The organism is Streptomyces sp. NPDC054813, assembly GCF_053611365.1.
The window spans coordinates 71,071-90,635 of the sequence record NZ_JBSHAF010000007.1; the positions used below are offsets into that span (position 1 = coordinate 71,071).

15 protein-coding genes and 1 pseudogene are annotated in these 19,565 nt (G+C 70.6%); 13 read left to right on the forward strand and 3 right to left on the reverse strand.

From position 1 onward, the window contains the following. The first annotated feature begins 31 nt into the window (after positions 1-31). Positions 32-823, forward strand: coding sequence for a glutamate racemase (locus tag ACWGJB_RS15825; protein WP_453380737.1), 792 nt, complete (start codon positions 32-34; stop codon positions 821-823). A gap of 89 nt (positions 824-912) precedes the next feature. Beyond that, the gene (locus ACWGJB_RS15830; protein WP_453380738.1) at positions 913-1,470 is read left to right on the forward strand and encodes a hypothetical protein; all 558 of its coding nucleotides are present in this window, start codon (positions 913-915) and stop codon (positions 1,468-1,470) included. A 75-nt stretch (positions 1,471-1,545) separates the two neighbouring features. Here the strand turns inward: ACWGJB_RS15830 and ACWGJB_RS15835 are convergent, their stop codons facing one another. After that, entirely contained in the window at positions 1,546-1,791 is a 246-nt protein-coding gene (locus ACWGJB_RS15835) for a hypothetical protein (RefSeq protein ID WP_453380739.1), read from the reverse strand. 250 nt (positions 1,792-2,041) lie between these two features. Between ACWGJB_RS15835 and lnt the strand changes: the two genes are divergently transcribed. From lnt to ACWGJB_RS15855, 4 genes are all read left to right on the forward strand, one after another. Next, positions 2,042-3,655 (forward strand): apolipoprotein N-acyltransferase, encoded by a 1,614-nt coding sequence (gene lnt, locus ACWGJB_RS15840; protein WP_453380740.1) that lies wholly within the window; start codon positions 2,042-2,044, stop codon positions 3,653-3,655. 67 nt (positions 3,656-3,722) lie between these two features. After that, a complete protein-coding gene (locus tag ACWGJB_RS15845) occupies positions 3,723-4,202 on the forward strand; it encodes an NUDIX hydrolase (protein WP_360491558.1) in 480 nt (159 codons plus the stop codon). 54 nt (positions 4,203-4,256) lie between these two features. Next, complete coding sequence (locus ACWGJB_RS15850) at positions 4,257-5,069, forward strand: 3-hydroxybutyrate dehydrogenase (RefSeq protein WP_453380741.1); 813 nt, start codon at positions 4,257-4,259, stop codon at positions 5,067-5,069. Positions 5,070-5,145: 76 nt separating this feature from the next. Next, entirely contained in the window at positions 5,146-7,113 is a 1,968-nt protein-coding gene (locus tag ACWGJB_RS15855) for a helix-turn-helix domain-containing protein (RefSeq protein WP_453380742.1), read from the forward strand. 24 nt (positions 7,114-7,137) lie between these two features. Here ACWGJB_RS15855 and ACWGJB_RS15860 read toward each other — a convergent pair whose 3' ends face one another. Then, complete coding sequence (locus tag ACWGJB_RS15860) at positions 7,138-8,508, reverse strand: MFS transporter (RefSeq protein ID WP_453380743.1); 1,371 nt, start codon at positions 8,506-8,508, stop codon at positions 7,138-7,140. Between the two features lie 829 nt (positions 8,509-9,337). Between ACWGJB_RS15860 and ACWGJB_RS15865 the strand changes: the two genes are divergently transcribed. The 4 genes from ACWGJB_RS15865 to car all read left to right on the forward strand — a co-directional run bounded on the left by ACWGJB_RS15865 (position 9,338) and on the right by car (position 15,517). Next, complete coding sequence (locus ACWGJB_RS15865) at positions 9,338-10,048, forward strand: peptidylprolyl isomerase (protein ID WP_453380744.1); 711 nt, start codon at positions 9,338-9,340, stop codon at positions 10,046-10,048. Positions 10,049-10,338: 290 nt separating this feature from the next. Next, positions 10,339-10,581 (forward strand): hypothetical protein, encoded by a 243-nt coding sequence (locus ACWGJB_RS15870; protein WP_453380745.1) that lies wholly within the window; start codon positions 10,339-10,341, stop codon positions 10,579-10,581. Between the two features lie 618 nt (positions 10,582-11,199). Further along, a complete protein-coding gene (locus tag ACWGJB_RS15875) occupies positions 11,200-11,409 on the forward strand; it encodes a DUF6243 family protein (protein ID WP_093896585.1) in 210 nt (69 codons plus the stop codon). Positions 11,410-11,947: 538 nt separating this feature from the next. Continuing rightward, positions 11,948-15,517 carry a carboxylic acid reductase gene (gene car / locus ACWGJB_RS15880; protein ID WP_453380746.1) on the forward strand — a complete coding sequence of 1,190 codons (3,570 nt, stop codon included), beginning with the start codon at positions 11,948-11,950 and terminating at the stop codon, positions 15,515-15,517. Here car and ACWGJB_RS15885 read toward each other — a convergent pair. Then, positions 15,507-15,860, reverse strand: a pseudogene (locus ACWGJB_RS15885) (hypothetical protein); the annotation flags it as partial. The gene car and the pseudogene ACWGJB_RS15885 sit on opposite strands and share 11 nt — an antisense overlap. 586 nt (positions 15,861-16,446) lie before the next feature. On the opposite strand from ACWGJB_RS15885, the gene ACWGJB_RS15890 reads away from it, so the two are divergent. The 3 genes from ACWGJB_RS15890 to ACWGJB_RS15900 all read left to right on the forward strand — a co-directional run bounded on the left by ACWGJB_RS15890 (position 16,447) and on the right by ACWGJB_RS15900 (position 19,564). Continuing rightward, positions 16,447-17,349, forward strand: coding sequence for a LysR family transcriptional regulator (locus tag ACWGJB_RS15890; protein WP_453381004.1), 903 nt, complete (start codon positions 16,447-16,449; stop codon positions 17,347-17,349). A 255-nt stretch (positions 17,350-17,604) separates the two neighbouring features. Next, complete coding sequence (locus ACWGJB_RS15895) at positions 17,605-18,765, forward strand: CaiB/BaiF CoA transferase family protein (protein WP_453380747.1); 1,161 nt, start codon at positions 17,605-17,607, stop codon at positions 18,763-18,765. 31 nt (positions 18,766-18,796) lie between these two features. Further along, the gene (locus tag ACWGJB_RS15900; RefSeq protein WP_453380748.1) at positions 18,797-19,564 is read left to right on the forward strand and encodes a crotonase/enoyl-CoA hydratase family protein; all 768 of its coding nucleotides are present in this window, start codon (positions 18,797-18,799) and stop codon (positions 19,562-19,564) included. Position 19,565: the final 1 nt, after the last annotated feature.

Sequence of the window (19,565 nt, forward strand, 5' to 3'; positions counted from 1 at the left end):
CCACCAACGGCCCATCGTCTATCGTGGCCGGGTGAAGATCGCGCTCATCGACTCCGGCATCGGCCTGCTGGCGGCCACCGCAGCGGTACGACGGCTGCGCCCCGACGCCGATCTGGTCCTCTCCTTCGACCCCGAGGGCATGCCCTGGGGGCCACGCACCCCCGAGGGCATCACCGAGCGCGCCATGGCCGTCGCCGAGGCCGCCGCCGCCCGCCGGCCCGACGCGCTGATCATCGGCTGCAACACGGCGACCGTGAACTCCCTGTCGGCACTGCGCGCCCGCCTGGAACCCGGCATCCCCGTCATCGGCACCGTCCCGGCCATCAAGCCGGCCGCGGCCGGCGGCGGCCCCGTCGCGATCTGGGCGACCCCCGCGACCACCGGCAGCGCGTACCAGCGGGGCCTCATCGCGTCCTTCGCCGACGGCGTGCCGGTCACCGAGGTGCCCTGCTGGGGCCTCGCCGAGGCCGTGGAACACGCCGACCAGGCGGCCGTCGACGCCGCCGTGAGCGCGGCGGCCGAGCTCACACCGGACGACGTGACGACCGTCGTCCTGGGCTGCACCCATTACGAACTCCTGGCGGAACGTATCCGCGCCGCCGTGCAGCGCCCCGGCGCCGCGCCCGTCGTCCTGCACGGCTCCGCCGGGGCGGTGGCCGCCCAGGCGCTGCGCCGGATCGGTGCGCAGCCCGCCCCCGACGCACCGGCCACCGGGACGGTGACGGTGCTGCTCAACGGCCGCGAGGGCGAGCTCCCGGAGGCCGCGCTCGGTTACGCCGAGGCCCGCCTGCTGCGAACGGCCAGCCACGCCGCCTCCCAGTGAACCCTCCGGGGCCGCGGATACCGCCGATGTGAGCAGTCACCCTCCGCGACGCGGTGCCCGCGCAGCGAAACGTGAGTAATCTCGTAGACATGAGGGACCACCCCCACGACCGCTCCCCGGACGAGGACGCCCCGCACCCGGATGTCTGGACGGGGCGCGCCACCAACCGGGTCCAGTGGCTGATGGCGCTGGTCGGCGCGGCCTGCATGGCGCTCGGCGTCGAACTGGCCGTGGATTCGGCCTGGACCTCGGGGATCGCGCCGCTGGTGATGTCGGTCGTGGGCTGCATCGCCGCCGGGCTGCTGGTCCTCTTCGGCACCCTCGCCTTCGTGCATGTCGATCTGAAGCTCGACAAGGAGTGCCTCGAAGTCCGGTGCGGCCATATAGGGGTACCGCGCCGTCGTATTCCGCTCTCCCATGTGGCCGGCGCCGACTTCACCCCGCAGATCACGCCGCGAAACTGGGGCGGCTGGGGCTATCGCTGGCGGCCCGAGAAGGGCACGGCCGTCGTCGTCCGCCGTGGCGAGGGCATCGTGCTGCGCCTGTGGGACGGCCACACCTTCACCATCACGGTGGACAATGCCGAGTCGGCGGTCCGGGTCATCAGGGAACGCCTGCGGACGATCACACCCGGCACCGCGCGCTGAGGTAGCCGACGGGACTGTGTGGCTCGGACACATGTGTGCCCGCCGTATGGATGTCGGCGTCCGCGCAGGTCGGTTTCAACTCGGTGGGACACCCGCCACCCATGGCCGGGCCGTCGCCAGACCCGCCAGCAGGCCCGCGCCCGCCGACACCGTCGTGAAACTCAGGGCGTTGCCGACCGCGGAGACCGCGGCCAGTGCCGTGAGCGCCGCGCCCGCGGTGAGCACGACCACGGCCAGCACCGCCAGCAGTACGCCCTCGGGCCGTCCGTCACGCCCGGCAGCCGAGAGCAGCGGCCACACGGCGCACGCTCCCAGCACCACGACGCCCACCGCGTCAGAAACGTTTCGTCTGTCGTTGTCCGCATCCGTTCCGGCAGCGGACGTCATCCCGGTCGACCCCACCGTCGCCCCCCGTACCCGGTCCCCCGACCTGTGGCAGGCCCCGCCGCCCGCCTCGGCTCACCGTAACCGGTGATGCCCGCTTTGTGGACGACTTGAGCGGGAACGGTGTGATTCCTGTATGCCGGGACCGTGCTGTCGGCCGCGAGGCCGCCCGCCGTACACTCCCGGAGTGACCGCCACCGCAACTTCCGTCGCCCAGTCGGACCAGCTCACACCGCGCCCCGCGCCCCGCGCGCGCGGCCTGCGGCTGCTGCTCCGTCTGGTCCCGGCCGCCACTGCCGCGCTCAGCGGAGTGCTGCTGTACGTCAGCTTCCCGCCGCGCACCCTGTGGTGGCTGGCCCTGCCCGCCTTCGCCGGATTCGGATGGGTGCTGCGCGGCCGCACCTGGAAGGCGGCCCTCGGCCTCGGCTATCTCTTCGGACTCGGCTTCCTGCTGCCCCTGCTGGTGTGGACCGGCGTCGAGGTCGGCCCGGGGCCGTGGCTCGCGCTGGTGGCGATCGAGGCGATCTTCGTCGCCCTGGTGGGTGTGGGCATCGCCGCCGTGTCCAGGCTGCCGGCCTGGCCGGTGTGGGCGGCGGCCGTGTGGATCGCCGGTGAGGCGGCACGCGCGCGCGTGCCGTTCAGCGGCTTCCCGTGGGGCAAGATCGCCTTCGGCCAGGCGGAGGGCGTCTTCCTGCCGCTCGCCGCGGTGGGCGGCACCCCCGTGCTCGGATTCGCCGTCGTGCTGTGCGGATTCGGTCTGTACGAGGTGGTGCGCCTGGCCGTCGAGGGGCGCCGCACGCGTGGGATCCGGCGCGGTGCGGCGGCCGCGGCCCTGCTGAGCGTGGCCGTCCCCGTGGTCGGCGCGGTCGCCGCGAGGACGCTGGTGAGCGACAAGGCGGAGGACGGTTCCGTCACCGTCGCGGTCATCCAGGGCAATGTGCCGCGCGCCGGCCTCGATTTCGCGTCCCAGCGACAGGCCGTGCTCGACTACCACGTGAAGGAGACGCTCAAGCTGGCCGCCGACGTCAAGGCCGGCAAGGTCGCCAAGCCGGACTTCGTGCTGTGGCCGGAGAACTCCTCCGACGTCGACCCGTTCGCCGACGCCGACGCGGCCGCCGTGATCGACGAGGCCGCCACGGCGATGGGTGTGCCCATCTCGGTCGGCGGGGTCGTCGAGCGGGGCGGCAAGCTCCTCAACGAGCAGATCCTCTGGGACCCGGTCAAGGGCCCGACGGCGACGTACGACAAGCGGCAGATCCAGCCCTTCGGCGAGTACCTCCCGCTGCGCGGTCTGGTCGGTGCCATCAACAAGGACTGGACCAGCATGGTCCGGCAGGACTTCAGCCGGGGCACCAAGCCCGGTGTGTTCGACATCGACGGCACCAAGGTCGGCCTCGCCACCTGCTACGAGGCCGCCTTCGACTGGGACGTGCGGGACACCGTCACGCACGGCGCCGAGATGATCTCCGTGCCGAGCAACAACGCCACGTTCGACCGCAGCGAGATGACCTACCAGCAGCTCGCCATGTCCCGGATCCGTGCCGTCGAGCACAGCCGGACCGTCACCGTGCCGGTGACCAGTGGCGTCAGTGCGATCATCATGCCGGACGGGAAGATCACCCAGAAGACCGGCATGTTCGTCCCCGCCTACCTGGTCCAGAAGGTGCCGCTGCGCACCTCCGAGACCCCCGCGACCAAGCTGGGCATCCTGCCCGAGATCGCGTTGGTGCTGGTCGCGGCGGGTGGGGTCGGCTGGGCTGTCGGCGCGGGGCTGCGCTCCCGGCGCGCCGGTGACGCGTAGCCGTACACCCGCTGTATGCCCCGTGGCCCCGGCCGGTTCGGGAGAACCGGGCGGTTAGGGTCGGGGCATGGCCACTCCTGACTTCATCCACGCGATCCGGGCCTCCGCCGGCCACCAGCTGCTGTGGCTGCCCGGGATCACCGCCATCGTCTTCGACGACGAGGGCAGAGTGCTCCTGGGCCGTCGTACCGACACCCGCAAGTGGTCGGTCATCGGTGGAATTCCGGACCCCGGGGAGCAGCCCGCGGCCTGCGCCGTGCGGGAGGTCTTCGAGGAGACGGCGGTGCGCTGTGTCGCGGAGCGGGTGGTGCTCGTCCAAGCGCTGAACCCCGTCACCTACCCGAACGGCGACGTCTGCCAGTACATGGACATCACCTTCCGCTGCCGGGCTGTCGGCGGCGAGGCCCGCGTCAACGACGACGAGTCGCTGGAGGTGGCCTGGTTCGACGTGGACGCGCTGCCGGAGCTGAACGAGTTCGGTGTGTTCCGGATCAAGCAGGCCATGTCGGATGCACCCACATGGTTCGACGCTACGACTTTCAGCTGAAGTATGTGCGCTGACCCTATGTGGTCCCGGGGGAGGGCCGCCTAGGGTCGGATCATGAGCTCGCCCAGCGCCCTCCCCGGCCCCCACGCGCCCGCCCTCGACCTGCGCGGCCGCACCGCTCTTGTCACCGGTGCCGCCGGCGGCATCGGCCGCGCCTGCGCGCTGCGCCTCGCGGCCGCCGGAGCCGAGGTGAGAGCCGTGGACCGGGACGCGGCCGGGCTGGCCGAACTGAGCGAGGCGGCCGGACGGGTCGCGGGCCCGGCGGGCGGTGCCGTCGAGCCGTACGTCCTCGACCTCACCGATCTGGACGAGGCCGAGCGCGCTGCCGCCGGCACCGACGTTCTCGTCAACAACGCGGGCATCCAACTGGTGCGCCCCATCGAGGAGTTCCCGCCGGACGTCTTCCACACCGTGCTGACGGTGATGCTGGAGGCCCCGTTCCGGCTCATCCGGGGCGCGCTTCCGCACATGTACGGGCAGGGCTGGGGGCGGATCGTGAACGTGTCCTCCGTCCATGGGCTGCGCGCCTCCGCCTTCAAGTCCGCCTATGTGGCCGCCAAACACGGTCTGGAGGGACTCTCCAAGACGGCCGCGCTTGAGGGCGCACCCCATGGCGTGACCTCCAACTGTGTGAACCCCGGTTATGTGCGCACCCCACTGGTCGAGAAACAGCTCGCCGACCAGGCCCAGGCGCACGGCATCCCCGAGGAACGGGTGCTGACCGAGGTGCTCCTGACGGACACCGCGGTGAAGCGGCTCCTCGAACCGGAGGAGGTCGGCGAGGCCGTGGCCTATCTCTGCGGTCCTCAGGCGTCCTTCGTCACGGGCACCTCGCTGGTGCTCGACGGCGGCTGGACGGCCCACTGAAGGGCCGGGCAGCCGCCGGTCCGCGAGTTTTCCACAGGTCCGACGGGCCGCGGTGACGATGCGGAATCCTGTGACCATGTCGCGCAATCACGTGCAGTCCGCCAGGCGGCCGGCCCCGGCAGAAGCGGTCGGCGCCCTCGCCGAGGGTGCCGAGGTGCCCTCCGGCGCCGAGTCGGCCTACCTCGCACTGCTGGCCAGGGGCGCCCCGGCGGAGGCCTACGAGCAGCCGCTGCTGGTCGCCCGTGCCGAAGGCCGCCCGCCCGAGCTGATCGCCGCACTGGAGCGGGCCAGACTCCTCGCGCTGCGGGTCCGCACCGAGCTGGAGGGCAGACGGCGGCGTGAGGCCGAGCTGTCCGCGCTCTTCGAGACCGCGCACGACCTGGCGGGACTGCGGGACGTGGACGCCGTACTCCAGGCGATCGTCCAGCGCGCCCGCTCCCTGCTCGGCACGGACGTCGCCTACCTGAGCCTCAACGACCCGGCGCGCGGCGACACCTACATGCGGGTCACCGAGGGCTCCGTCGCGGCCCGCTTCCAGCAGCTGCGGCTCGGCATGGGGGAGGGGCTCGGCGGGCTCGTCGCACAGACCGCGCGGCCCTACGTCACCGACGACTACTTCAAGGACGACCGCTTCCAGCACACCCTCACCATCGACGCCGGGGTGCGCGACGAGGGCCTGGTCGCCATCCTCGGGGTGCCGCTCATGCTGGGGCCGCACGTCATCGGCGTGCTGTTCGCGGCGGACCGGCGGGCGCGGGTCTTCGAACGGGAGCAGATCGCACTGCTCGGCTCCTTCGCCGCACTGGCCGCGGCCGCCATCGACGGGGCGAACCTGCTCACGGAGACCCGTTCGGCCATGGCCGGCCTGGAGCGGGCCAACGAGATCATCAAGGACCGCAGCGCCGTCATCGAACGGGCCTCGGACGTCCACGACCGGCTCGCCGAACTCGTGCTGCGCGGCGGCGGAGTCCATGACGTGGCCGCAGCCGTCTCCCAAGTCCTCGGCGGCACCGTCGAGTTCACCGACACCGCGGACGCCCGCTCGCTGGCGACCTCGCGCACGGAAGGGCACGCGGTCCGGCACGGCGCCGACTGGATCGCCGCGGTCGCCGCCGGCGGCGAGCTGCTCGGCGCGCTGGTGCTGCGCGGCCACCCCGGCCTCGACCCCGTCGACCAGCGCACCCTGGAACGCGCCGCCATGGTCACCTCGCTGCTCCTGCTGGCCCGCCGCTCCGCCGCCGAGGCCGAACAGCGCGTGCGCGGCGAGCTGTTGGACGACCTCCTCGACGCCCGCGACCGCGAACCGCGCCAACTGCGCGACCGCGCAGCCCGGTTGGACGCCGACCTCGACGCCACCCATGTCGTGCTCGCCGCCCGGCTGGACGGCCCGGCGGCCGCCGCCGAGGACGAGGCGGCCGCCCGCCGCCGGCTCTGGTCGGCCGCCTCCCACCTGGCCACCACCCGGCACGGCCTGGCCGCGGCCCGCGACGGCGGCACCGTCCTGCTGCTGCCCCTCGACCCCGGTGACACCGCCGCCGACGTGGCCCGGCGCACCGCCCGCCACCTCGGCACCGCCGTCCACCAGCCGGTGACCGTCGGCGCCTCCGCGCCCGTCGCCGACCTCGCCGCCAGGCCCGACACCGTGGCCGCCGGCTATGCCGAGGGCCGCCGCTGCCTCGACGCGCTCCACCTGCTCGGCCGGGGCGGAGACGGCGCCGCCGCCGAGGACTTCGGCTTCCTCGGCCTGCTCCTCGCCGGCGAACGGGACGTCGCCGGATTCGTCGAACGCACCATCGGCCCGGTCGTCGCTTACGACGCACGGCGCGGCACGGAGCTGCTGCGCACCCTCGACGCCTACTTCGGCTGCGGGATGAGCCCGGCCCGCACCAAGGACGACCTCCATGTCCACGTGAACACGGTGGCCCAGCGGCTCGAGCGGGTGGCCCACCTCCTCGGCGACGACTGGCAGAGCCCCGCACGCGTCCTGGAGATCCAACTGGCGCTGCGCCTGCACCGGTTGGGGGCATCGACGGAGCGCCGCTGATCCCTGGGAACCAGCGGCGCACGCTCACCCGGTGTGCGCGTCGGCCCTGCTGCTCGCCGTCACGGTCCCGGTGCCGTCGTCGGCCAGGTCGCGCCGCCGGGTCTCCTTCGCCGCGGCCACCGCGACCAGGGTGAGCAGCGATGCCGCGATCACGTACAGGGCGACCGGGGTCGAGCTGCCGTAGTCGGACAGGAGCGCGGTGGCGATCAGCGGAGCCGGTGCCCCGGCGGCGACGGAAGCGAACTGGGCGCCGACGGAGGCGCCGGAGTAGCGCATCCGGGTCGCGAACATCTCGGAGAAGAAGGCGGCCTGGGGCGCGTACATCGCGCCGTGCAGCACCAGACCGACGGTGACCGCGAGCACCAGGTACCCGAACCGCCCGGTGTCCACCAGGGCGAAGAACGGGAACATCCACAGCCCGATGCCGGCCGCGCCCAGCAGATAGACCGGTCGCCGCCCGACCCGGTCGGAGAGCGCGCCCCACGCCGGGATCACGGCGAAGTGCACGGCGGAGCCGATGAGCACGGCATTCAGGGCGGTCTGCTTGGAGACATCGGCGGACGTGGTGGCGTACACGAGGATGAAGGCGGTGATGACGTAGTAGCTGATGTTCTCCGCCATCCGCGCGCCCATCGCCACCAGCACATCACGCCAGTGGTGCCGCAACACCGAGACGAGCGGCGGCTGTTCGGGCGCTCCGGCACTCCGCCGGGCCTCGGCCTGTGCCAACGCCTCCCGGAACACGGGCGATTCGTCGACGGAGAGGCGGACCCACAGACCGACGACCACCAGGACACCGGAGAGCAGGAACGGGATCCGCCAGCCCCAGCTCACGAAGGCGTCGTCCGACAGCACGGCGGTGAGCAGCGACAGCACACCGGTCGCGAGCAACTGCCCGGCCGGTGCCCCGGTCTGCGGCCACGACGCCCAGAACCCGCGCCGGCGTGCGTCCCCGTGCTCGGACACCAGCAGCACGGCGCCGCCCCACTCGCCGCCGAGCGCGAACCCCTGCACCAGCCGCAGCAGGGTCAGCAGCACGGGCGCCGCGCCGCCCACCGTGGCGTGCGTCGGCAGCAGCCCGATGGCGAAGGTCGCCCCGCCCATCAGCAGCAGGCTCAGCACCAGCAGCCGCTTGCGCCCCAGCCGGTCCCCGTAGTGCCCGAACACCAGCGCGCCGAGCGGCCGGGCCGCGAACCCGACGGCGTAGGTCAGGAACGACAGCAGCGTGCCGACGAGCGGGTCGGAGCCTGGAAAGAACAGCTTGTTGAAGACGAGGGCGGCCGCGGAGCCGTACAGGAAGAAGTCGTACCACTCGATGGTGGTGCCGATGAGGCTTGCGGCGACGATGCGCTTCAGGTTGGTGGGTGTCGGCGGAGCGGATGCTGCGGAGGCCATGTGCGCCACTTCCTCGTGTGCGGTGGGGACGGGTACGTGTCGGCACACGGTAGGAAGATGCAGTTCAGGGGCACATGTGGGGGGGCAACACAGTTCGGGGGTTGGCTATGCGTGCAGCCACCATGCCGGCTCACGGAAGGGCGGTTCACAGGCTCGAAGATGGCCGTAACGAGTGCTGTCCGGGACGCGCAGTTCGGGGTGATTTGACGGTGCGGTGCTGACTCCCGTGCTGGTTTGGTGCTGACTAAAAGCCCACGTCATCACCCGTCATCACCCGTCTTCACCTGTCCCGTGCTGACTTGGTGCCGACTACGCTCCGTTGAACTCGGGCATCTCGGATTGATCGGCTCAGAGTCGTTGCGTGGTAGGTGACCGGGCTGAGAGACCGAGCCCGGCTGGGATCCAGGTCGAGCGCCAGCCCGCGATTGGCTCCGTCCACACCGCTCTCGGTCTGCCGGAACGCTGGCCGACCGGCGACGCCTTCCCCCGGAGTGACCCGAGATGACGGCAGCGGCACCGTCAGTCTCGACAGCGGCGCCCCGGGGAGATCACCTCATGTGCACGGCAGCGTTCGGTGGGGGCCTCTGCGTGGACTGGGGAGGCCGCTCGACCGGGTTCGGGGAGCATCCGTCGTGCACCGGGTGGACGCCCTGATCGGCCAGCCGACGCTGTGCTGCATCCGAACGAAGTGGCCTGCTGCCGCGGGCCGAAGGCTGGGAGGTGGATTTGGCTTGCGGGCGGGTTCTCGCCCGCCGGGCCGCGCTTTAGGCTGCGACCGCTCCGAAATCTGGCGATCTTTTGGAGGGTGTGCAGGATGAACCGAGCTCTCATGACCGCATGGGTGGCAGCAGCGTTGGTCGTGTCCGGGGGCAGCACCACCGCCTCCGCATACGATGCCCCGCCGCGAACCACGCACGGTCCTTGCCAGTACACGCAGACCCCGGACGAGCCGGCGGCGCGGCGGGTTCCCCTGCCGCCCGACCCGCGGCACACCCCCAGTCACGGCACGGTCGGTATGGCTGTCCGGACCAGCCAGGGCCCGCTCCCGCTGAGTCTGGACCGGGCGAACGCGCCTTGCACGGTCCAGAGCTTCGTGCACCTGGCGCGGCACCGGTTCTACGACCGTACGGTGTGCCATCGGCTGACCGCGTATCCGACGCTGAAGGTCCTGCAGTGTGGCGACCCGACCGGCACTGGCGAGGGCGGGCCGGGGTACGAGTACAAGGACGAGCTGCCGGTGGACCTGCCGCCGGCGCCGAGCGATCCGACCGGCGTCCGTCGCCTTTACGGGCGCGGTTTGCTGGCGATGGCCAACGCCGGTCCGAACACGAACGGTTCGCAGTTCTTCGTCGTCTACGGCGACTCCGCGCTGCGACCCAACTACACGGTGTTCGGCACCGTCGGTGCCGCCGGCCTGAAGACGCTCGACAAGATCGCTGCTGGTGGTATCGAGCCAACTACGCAGGACCCGGCGCCTGTCGACGGCACGCCCGTGCTGCGGACCGAGCTGCTCGACGTCCGGCCGTCCTGCCGGCCCTGATGAACTGCGGTGCGGTCACCGTGGGTCCAGCGTGCCTGGTCTCACGGTGATGTGAAGGAGCCGTTGCCGACGTCCGCCCAGGTGACGTCGCCGATGCAGTCGTAGAAGGTGACCGGGTCAGCTGGGAGGAGGTTCACATGTAGGTCAGGCCGCCGCCGTTCGAGCCGATGACCACTTGCCCTCCTAGGATCTTCGTGGAGCGACTTCTGGGAGCGGAGTATGGAGCGGGCCCTACGCCGCCGAGGACTGGTTCACGTGCCCGGCACGGTGCCGCCCGCTGCAGCGCGAGCGTGGTTCGGCGAAACGCGGCGGACGCCGTACGGCGAGGGCGAGCGCTGAGCAGCCGGCCGCAGGCCGCCTCCGTTCGCGACGTCGTGCAGGACTGGTGGCGCGATCAGGCCCCGGCCACCGGCGTCACGGTCCGCGACGACATGCGTCAGGAGGTCTTCCGCCCGCTCCCCATCCACCTCGGCGCGCTGGACGAGACCCTGAAGCGGGGCGGCGAAGCCGCCGATACCCGCATCGACGTCTAGCTGACGGTTCAGGACGGCACGCTGCACGTCTGGCTCGGCCTCGACAGGGTGGACGTCCGGGCGGCTTGCGATGATTTCGCCCGCCTGCTGTCGCACACCCCTTCCGTACAACGACTGCCTGGTCGGTGACGACCATGTACTGCTGCGCCTGCACGGCGATCTCGAGACAGATCCCCTTCATCCCTTGGCCGCCGCAGGCATGGATGCCTACGCCTCCGGGCCGAAGAACCGGCGACGGCTCATTGGGCAAGTCGCCGACGGGCCTGCGGAAGCACAGGACAAGCAGCCGTATTCGTGAGCCCGTAACGCGAGCCGGGCCACGTTCTTCGCTCCGCTTCAGCGTGGCAAGGGCGTGACAGGAATGGCGCTGCAGAGCCCCCGCTGGGCCTGGAAGGAAGCGGCTGCCCCTGGGCGCTCACCGAAGGCCCGGCCGACGCCGAGACGGCGAAAACTTGGTATGCAGAGCCGACCGGACCAGGTAACGTCTTGCTCATGTTCTTCCAGACGCCGATTTACGAGTGAGAGCGTGATGGGCCCCTGCTGACGTCCTTCGACGTCGCCGTGCCCGTCCCCCGTCGATGAATCCGTAGATCACTTCACAACATTCCGGGAGAACCCGTGAGCAAGAACATCAACAACCCCGTGGGCATGGGCGGCGGCCAGCGCAAGAAGCTGTCCCGCGCCGAACGGCAGAACAACGGTCCGCACCGCAACCTCGACCGCCAGGGTGCCGCCGACCAGAAGGCGGAGCTGGTGCGCAAGATGCGCGAGAAGGCAGGCACAGCCGAGGGCGCCGGGCAGACGGGCGACAACACCGCACAGAGCTGACGCACCGCCACCGCAGGGCGGCACCGCAGGGGGCAGGGCCCGGACCGCGACACGTGGCCCGGGCCCTGCTGACGTACCGGGCGCGGCCTGCCCCGCTCAGCTCTCTGCCGAGCACCCGCGTCTCAGCCGACCAACCGGGGCAGCCGCAGATTCAGCAGCCCCGTCAGCGCCACCCCCCGAGCTGTACCAGCAGCGTCACCACCAGTGCGTTCCCCGCGCCCGGCCCGGGCGACACCGCCTCGCTGAGTTGGCCAGCGTCGACGCGCGCCAGCGGGCCTCTTCGAGTCTGAGTCGGGTGCAGTAAGCCGTGGAGAGAGGTTCGAGTTCCGGAGGTCTGAGTCCCACTCGCCCTGACCTGCCTTCCCGCGCCCTCGCCGCCCGACCGGACCGCCGGCCCGGGTTCCCGTCACCGTTCCCGCTGGGCGTCGCACCGGCCGTCCGTCGGCCGATGCGACGACCGCATCCGATGTGATGGCCCTCTCATCTGACGATACAGTTACATATCAGCACAAAAGCCTTACCGTGCGAGGGGATGGCCATGGCGGGTGGTTCGCGGGCTCCGACGGGCGACAACGGCGTGACGACAGACCTCCGGGAGGAGCGCCGAGCCGCTCAGTTGTGTGTCGGCGACCAGCAGCTTCGCGAGGCCCTGCCACTCGAGTCGGTCGCTCAGGCCATTCGGCGGCCGGGACAGTCCATGGCCTCGATGACGGCCATGGTCATGGATGCCTACGCCGACCGGCCCGCCTTGGGCGAACGCGCCCGGGAAGCGGTCACCGACCCGGTCGCCGGCCGGACGGAACTGCGGCTGCTGCCGCGGTTCGACATGATCACCTACCGCGAACTCGGCGACCGTACCGAGGCGGTCGCGGCGGAGTGGTACCACGACGAGCACTATCCCGTGCACCAGGGCGACTTCGTGTGCGTCCTCGGCGGCACCAGCGCTGAACAAGCGGTGATCGACCTGGCGTGCTCCCGGCTGGCCGCGGTCTGTGTGCCCCTGCAGGGCAGCACGTCCGCGGCCGGCCTCGTGTCGATCCTCGCGGAGACCGGGCCGCATCTGCTCGCCGTCAGCATCGACGTGCTGGACACCGCGGTCGACCTGGCCCTCGACAGTCCGACGGTCGCGAGGGTGGTCGTGTTCGACCACCGTCCGGACGCCGATGACGAGCGCACGAGGATCGAGGACGCGCGCCGCCGGCTCGCCCAGGCCGGCCGGCGGACGTCACTCGACCCGCTGGACGACGTGATCGAACGCGGTCGTGCCCTGCCCGCCGCGCCCATGCCGGAACCCGACCCGGACCGGCTGAGCCTGCTCGTCTACACCTCGGGCAGCACCGGCACGCCGAAGGGCGCGGAATACACCGAACGCCTGGTCTGCCGTCTGTGGCAGAGCTGGTTCGAAACTGCCGACAGGCCGTGCGTCACCGTCAATTACATGCCGTTGAGTCACCTCTTCGGGCGGACGGCGCTGTTCAGCACGTTGGCCCGCGGCGGCATCAACCACTTCGTCGCCCGCAGCGACCTGTCCACCCTTTTCGAGGACATCGGCCTGGCCCGCCCCACCGAACTCCTCCTCGTGCCCCGCGTGTGCGACATGCTCCACCAGCGCTTCCGCAGCGCGTTGGACGACGCGGGCAATGTGGACGAGACGGGGAGGACCGAGGAGATCAAGGCGCGGCTGCGCGAGGAGTTCCTCGGCGGCCGGGTGATGTGGGCCGCGGTCGGTTCCGCGCCCCTGTCCGCCGAGATGAGGGAGTTCGTCGAGACGGTCCTCGACCTCCCCCTGCACGACGGCTACGGCTCCACCGAGGCGGGCCCGATCACCGTGGACCACAGAGTGGGCAGGCCGCCCGTCCTGGAGTACAAGCTGGTGGACGTGCCCGAACTGGGCTACATGCTCACCGACATGCCGTATCCGCGCGGCGAGCTGCTGGTCAGGTCGGAGACGCTCATCCCCGGCTACTACAAGCGCCCCGACGTGACCGCCGACGTCTTCGACGCGGACGGCTTCTACCACACCGGTGACGTGATGGCCGAGGTCGGGCCGGACGAACTGGTCTACGTCGACCGCCGCAAGAACGTGCTCAAGCTGGGCCAGGGCGAGTTCGTCGCGCTGTCCCGCGTGGAGGCCGCCTTTGCCACCGACCCGCTGGTGCGGCAGATCTTCGTCTACGGCAACAGCGAACGTTCGTACCTGCTCGCCGTGATCGTGCCCCCCGAGGACGCGCTGAGGGGCGACGGCGATCTCGCGGCGCGGCTGCACGAGTCGCTGCGGCGGACCGCCGCCGAAGCCGGCCTCAACGCCTACGAGATCCCCCGCGACTTCCTGATCGAGACCGAACCCTTCAGCACCGACAACGGTCTGCTGTCCGATACGCGCAAGCTGATGCGCCCCCGACTGACCAGTCGTTACGGCCCGCGGCTGGAACAGCTCTACACCGAACTGGCCGACCGGGAGAGCGCCGCGCTGAGCGAGCTGCGTCACCGGGGCGCCGACCGGCCGGTGCTCGACACCGTCCTCAAGGCCGTCGGGGCGGTACTGGGCGGCCAGGACTTCGCGGACCCGGACGCGCACTTCACCGACCTCGGCGGGGACTCCCTGTCCGCGCTCACCCTGTCGGAGCTGCTGGGGCAGATCTTCGGGTTCGAGGTGTCGGTCGGCGTCCTCATCAGCCCCGCCAACAACCTCCGGAAGGTCGCGGAACACATCGAGTCCGAGCGGGGCTCCGGCTCCCGGCGGCCGACGTTCGCCGCCGTGCACGGCGCGGGCAGCACCCAGGTCGAGGCCGCCGACCTGACCCTGGACCGGTTCATCGACGCCCGGACTCTCGCCGCCGCGCCCACGCTGCCGCTGCCCGACGGGCCCGTGCGCACCGTCCTGATGACCGGTGCCAACGGCTATCTGGGCCGCTTCATGGCCCTAGACCAGATGGAACGGCTGGCACCCACCGGCGGCCGGCTGATCTGCATCGTGCGCGGCGCGGACGCCGAGACAGCGTGGGAGCGGCTGGAGTCCGTCTACGACAGCGACCCCGAGCTGCTCGCCCGCTTCAGGGAGCTGGCCCGCGGACACCTGGAGGTGCTGGCCGGCGACATCGGCGAGGTCGGCCTGGGCCTGGACGAGACGACCTGGCAGCGGCTGGCCGACACCGTCGACCAGATCGCGCACCCGGCCGCGCTGGTCAATCACGTGCTGCCGTACGAGCAGTTGTTCGGACCCAACGTGGTCGGCACCGCCGAGCTGATCCGCCTGGCGATCACCGGCCGCATGAAGCCGGTCACGTTCCTGTCGACGGTCGCGGCCCTCGTCGGCCCGCTGTCGTCGGCCGACGAGGCCGCCGACATCAGGACGGTCAGCCCGCTGCGGGAGCTCGGCGACGGCTACGCCAATGGGTACGCGACCAGCAAGTGGGCCGGCGAGGTGCTGCTGCGGGAGGCGCACGACCTGTGTGGTCTGCCGGTCGCCGTCTTCCGGTCGGACCTGATCCTCGCGCACACCCGGTACGCCGGGCAGCTCAACGTGCCCGACGTGTTCACCCGTCTGCTGTTCAGCGTGATCGCCACCGGCATCGCACCGGACTCCTTCTACCGCCTCGACGCCCAGGGCCACCGCCAGGCGGCCCACTACAACGGTCTGCCGGTCGACTTCACCGCGGAGGCCGTCGACGCCCTCGGCGCGCGGGCGACCCGCGGTTACCGGACGTTCAACGTGTTCAACCCGCATGCCGACGGGATCTCGATGGACAGCTTCGTGGACTGGCTGATCGAGGCCGGCTACTCCATCACGAGGATCCACGACTACGACGAGTGGTTCGCCCGGTTCGAGACCGCGATCCGGGCCATGTCAGACCAGCAGAAGCAGTACTCGGTGCTGCCCCTGCTGCACGCCTTCGCCCGGCCCGCGGCGGCAGTCAACGGCGCGGGCTTCCCCACGGAACGCTTCCAGGAGGCGGTGCGCGCCGCAGGGGTGGGCCCGGACAAGGACGTCCCGCACCTCGGCCGGGAGCTGATCCGCAAGTACGCGAGGGACCTGCGGTCGCTGGGCATGCTGTCGCTCCCCGGGCCGGACGCCATGGACGCCGTCGAGGGGTCCCTCATGAATTAGGCTCCGGCCCGTGATCGGTGGTAACGCTGCGTAGTGTCCACCGGAGGAGGACGCGGTGGCGGAGCAGGGGGAACCCGGCACGGCCGTGCATCTGGCGCATGATCTTCTTGGTGCGGGTGTTGACGCCCTCGGTGCAGCCGCTGTGGTACGGGAGGGCGAGTCCGGCGTCAACGGCAGCACGGTCGAGCTCGAGGCCGTTCGCGAAGGAGTCAAGGTGGGGCGGTTCGACGGCGCGAACTGCGGTGATCCAGTCGGTGAATCTGGCGTCGTTGCCCTGGGCAGAAGTCAGTAGCTGCGCGAACTCGGCGGTTGGACAGGCGAGTTCGGTCATCTCGGGGCAGGTGTCCAAGGTGGAAGCTGGCTGCGTCGGAGACTTCCGCGATGTGAATACATTCTGTAACTGCTGGACGCGAGCCTGGCTGGAGCGCCACAGGGTGCGTCCTGGAACGTCGAGTGGGTCTCTACCGGCACGGCACGATACCGGTGCTGGTTCGGTGCTGGTTCGGTGCTGGCTCGAACGCCCGAGATCAGCCAAACCCGCTGGTCCTAGCTCCGTTCGAGTGAGTTTTCGTACCACTCGATGGTGGTACCGATGAGGCTCGCGGCGACGATGCGGGGGAGGTGGGCGGGTGGTGGGGGAGCGGAGGGTGCCTGGGATGCCATGTGCGCCACTTCCTTGTGAGCGGTGGGGACGGGTACGTGTCGGCACACGGTAGAAACATGCAGGTCAGGCGCACATGTGGTGGGGCAACATAGTTCGAGGGTTGGCTATGCGTGTCAGCCGCCATGCCGACTCCCGCGCGGACTGGCCGTCGCCGTCTTCGTGCGGAGGTCGGCGCCCGGAATCAGCGCGCACCGCACGGACCGCCGCGTCGATGAGCCACTCCCGGAAACGGGCCGGCGGCAGGGGTTAACGTGACTGGGTGGAGATGTTCCATTTGCGATATTTCGTGGCGGTCGCCGAGGAGCTGAACTTCTCCGCCGCGGCCCGCCGACTGCACATGGCCACCTCGCCGCTGAGCCAGCGGATCAGGGACCTCGAGCGGGAGCTCGACCAGCGGCTGTTCGAGCGCGACACGCATCGCGTCTCGCTCACGCCCGCGGGTGAGGCGCTGCTGCCGCTCGCCCGGAACGTACTCGATGAGTTCAACTCCATTCCGTGGCGGCTGCGCGAGGTGACCGGGACCGAGCGCAGCACCATGTTCGTGGGCATCCCTCCCGGGGTGCACCCTGCACTCAGGTCGCTCGTCGACACGCTTGCCGAGCGCGTCAGCGAGACGTGCGAACTCCTGCGCTGGCCCGGCAGCTCCAAGGCGCTGGTCGTCGGTGTGCACGAGGGCAGACTCCCGTTCGCGCTGGTCCATCTACCGATCAGTGATCCGGCACTGGATCAGCTGTCCGTCCTGTCGGAGCGGCTGGGAGCGTTGGTGCCGGCCGATCGGTTCGCCGGGCGGGACTCCGTGGCGCTGACCGAACTGGCCGACCTTCGTTTCGTCGTCCCGCCCAAGGAAATCAGCCTCGCTTATTTCGATCAGCTCGACCGGGAAATGACTGAGCGAGGTATCAAAAGACGCATCACCTTGACCGACACCGGGTACGGCGGAGTCGCTGAAATTGTTTCCAGCGGGATTGCCTTCTATTTCACGATAATCGACCCGGAAAGCCCCATGCACGGCTATGCGAAGGCGAATACGAAGGTTCTGCCGTTCACAGATTTCAAGCCGCGACTGGAGACCGTTCTGATCTGGCGCCGCGACCGGGCCCGCGGCGGCGACCTCGATGAACTCGTCGAAGCAGCCCGCGAGGTCTTCGGCGCCCCGCTCCACCTCTGAACCGCGTGGCCGGCACGCGTTAGACACCGTTTCCGCGCTCGTCGCCCAGGAACGACGCTCGAACGCCGGGGGCCCGAGCCGCCTTTCGCGGTTGAGGCGATCCCCGTCCAGGCCGCCCGAATTACGCCCCAGTGGCCACCCGTCTCGGTGTGACCGCTGCGGTCACACTGATATCAGCAACTCGATAATTCCGTGATCCGTTATTCGCGGCTAGCGTTCTTTGGCATAGCCAACCAAGGTGCGAAAGGACGCGAAATGGCGGACACAGAGACCTCCGGGCCGCTCGCCGGCGTGCGGGTCATCGACCTCGCGACCGTGGTGATGGGTCCGTACGCCGCCCGAATCCTCGGAGATCTGGGCGCCGATGTCATCAAGATCGAATCTCCCACGGACTCCCTTCGGGTGGGTGAGTACCGCAACACCCCGGGCATGACCCCGCTGCACCTCAACGTCAACCGCAACAAGCGCAGCGTGACCCTCGACCTGAAGGACGACAGCGAGCACGCCCAGGCCGTGAAGCTCATCCACACCGCCGATGTGCTGATCACCAACATGCGCCCCCGCGCGCTCGCCCGACTGGGCCTGACCTACGAAGACCTCGCCGACACCAACCCCGGCCTCGTCTACGCGCAGGCAGCGGGCTTCCGCAGCGACTCGGACCGGGCCGACATCGCCGCCTACGACGAGACCGTGCAGGCCGCCTCCGGGCTGGTGGACATCGTCAACCGCACGCTGGGCACGCCGCTCTACCTGCCGACCATCCTCGCCGACAAGATCTGCGGCCTGACCATCGCCTGCAGCGTGCTCGCCGCCCTGGTGCACCGGTACAGGACCGGCCACGGTCAGCGGATCGAGATCCCGATGACCGACACCATGATCGCCTTCAACCTGGTCGAGCATCTCGCAGGGCACACGTTCGAGCCGGCGTCGGGACCCACGGGCTACCTGCGGTCGCTGGCGGAGCACCACACACCGCGACGCACCAAGGACGGCGTGGCCGCCCTGATCCCGTCCAACCCGCAGAACTACCGCGACCTCTTCGCCGCCGCCGGCCGTCCCGACCTGGTCGCGGACCCACGGGTCAACGGGACCGTCGTCGACCCGCTCGACGCCGACGACCTGTCCGTCCTGGTCGACGAGTGCGCCCCGGCCCTGACCACGGCCGAGTGGGCCGAGACATGCGCTAAGCACAGCATCGCGATGGGACCGGTACTGGAGCTGGACCACGCGCACGAGGACCCCTACGTCCGCGAGGGCCACCTGATCGAGACCGTCGTGCACCGGACCGAGGGTCCGGTCCGCACCACCGGGATCCCGGTGAGGTTCTCCGCCACCCCCGCCTCGATCCGCCGCCTGGCTCCCGTGCCGGGCCAGGACACCGCGGAGGTCCTCGCCGAGCTGGCAGCAACCCGCTGAGCCCTAACGAAGCATCAGGAGCAACACAGTCATGAGCACCAAGGAAGTGCGTGTCCAGCAGGTCGGCTCCACTTTGCTGATCACGATCGACCGCCCCCAGGCGCGTAACGCGGTGAACGCCGCGGTCGCGGCGGGACTCGCCGCGGCACTGGACGAACTGGAGGCCGACCGCGCGCTGCGGGCCGGTGTCCTCACCGGAGCGAAGGGCAACTTCAGCGCCGGCATGGACCTCAAGGCCGCCCTGATCGGCGAGTCGCCCGCGATCCCCGGCCGCGGGTTCGGCGGCCTGACCGAAGCCGAACTGACGAAGCCGCTGATCGCCGCCGTGGAGGGCCCCGCCGTGGGCGGCGGGTTCGAACTGGCCCTGGCCTGCGACCTGATCGTCGCCGCCGCGGACGCGCGGTTCGGCCTGCCGGAGGTCAAGCGCGGTCTGATCGCCGGCGGCGGTGGCGTCATCCGGCTGCCCAAGCGCATCCCGTACCACCTGGCGATGGAGTTCCTGCTGACGGGTGAGCCGGTGAGCGGGAGCCGTGCCGGAGAGCTGGGCCTGGTGAACCGGGTCACCCCGCCGGGCGAGGCGGTGGCCGTCGCCCTCGAACTCGCCGACGAGGTCGCGGCCAACGCCCCGCTCGCGCTGGCCACGGTGAAGAGCGTGGTGAAGGCCGCCGAGGGTGTGCCGGAGTCGGACGCGTTCGACGTACAGCGCAGGGCGATGGGGACGCTGATGGCCTCGGCCGACGCACGCGAGGGCATGACCGCCTTCGCCGAGCGCCGCGCCCCGAAGTGGACGGGGAAGTGAC

Coding starts and splice junctions, on each gene's coding strand:
- ACWGJB_RS15830 (WP_453380738.1), top strand. CDS start 913: ATGAGGGACCACCCCCACGACCGCTCCCCGGACGAGGACGCCCCGCAC.
- ACWGJB_RS15845 (WP_360491558.1), top strand. CDS start 3,723: ATGGCCACTCCTGACTTCATCCACGCGATCCGGGCCTCCGCCGGCCAC.
- ACWGJB_RS15850 (WP_453380741.1), top strand. CDS start 4,257: ATGAGCTCGCCCAGCGCCCTCCCCGGCCCCCACGCGCCCGCCCTCGAC.
- ACWGJB_RS15855 (WP_453380742.1), top strand. CDS start 5,146: ATGTCGCGCAATCACGTGCAGTCCGCCAGGCGGCCGGCCCCGGCAGAA.
- ACWGJB_RS15860 (WP_453380743.1), bottom strand. CDS start 8,508: ATGGCCTCCGCAGCATCCGCTCCGCCGACACCCACCAACCTGAAGCGC.
- ACWGJB_RS15865 (WP_453380744.1), top strand. CDS start 9,338: ATGACCGCATGGGTGGCAGCAGCGTTGGTCGTGTCCGGGGGCAGCACC.
- car (WP_453380746.1), top strand. CDS start 11,948: ATGGCGGGTGGTTCGCGGGCTCCGACGGGCGACAACGGCGTGACGACA.
- ACWGJB_RS15890 (WP_453381004.1), top strand. CDS start 16,447: ATGTTCCATTTGCGATATTTCGTGGCGGTCGCCGAGGAGCTGAACTTC.
- ACWGJB_RS15895 (WP_453380747.1), top strand. CDS start 17,605: ATGGCGGACACAGAGACCTCCGGGCCGCTCGCCGGCGTGCGGGTCATC.
- ACWGJB_RS15900 (WP_453380748.1), top strand. CDS start 18,797: ATGAGCACCAAGGAAGTGCGTGTCCAGCAGGTCGGCTCCACTTTGCTG.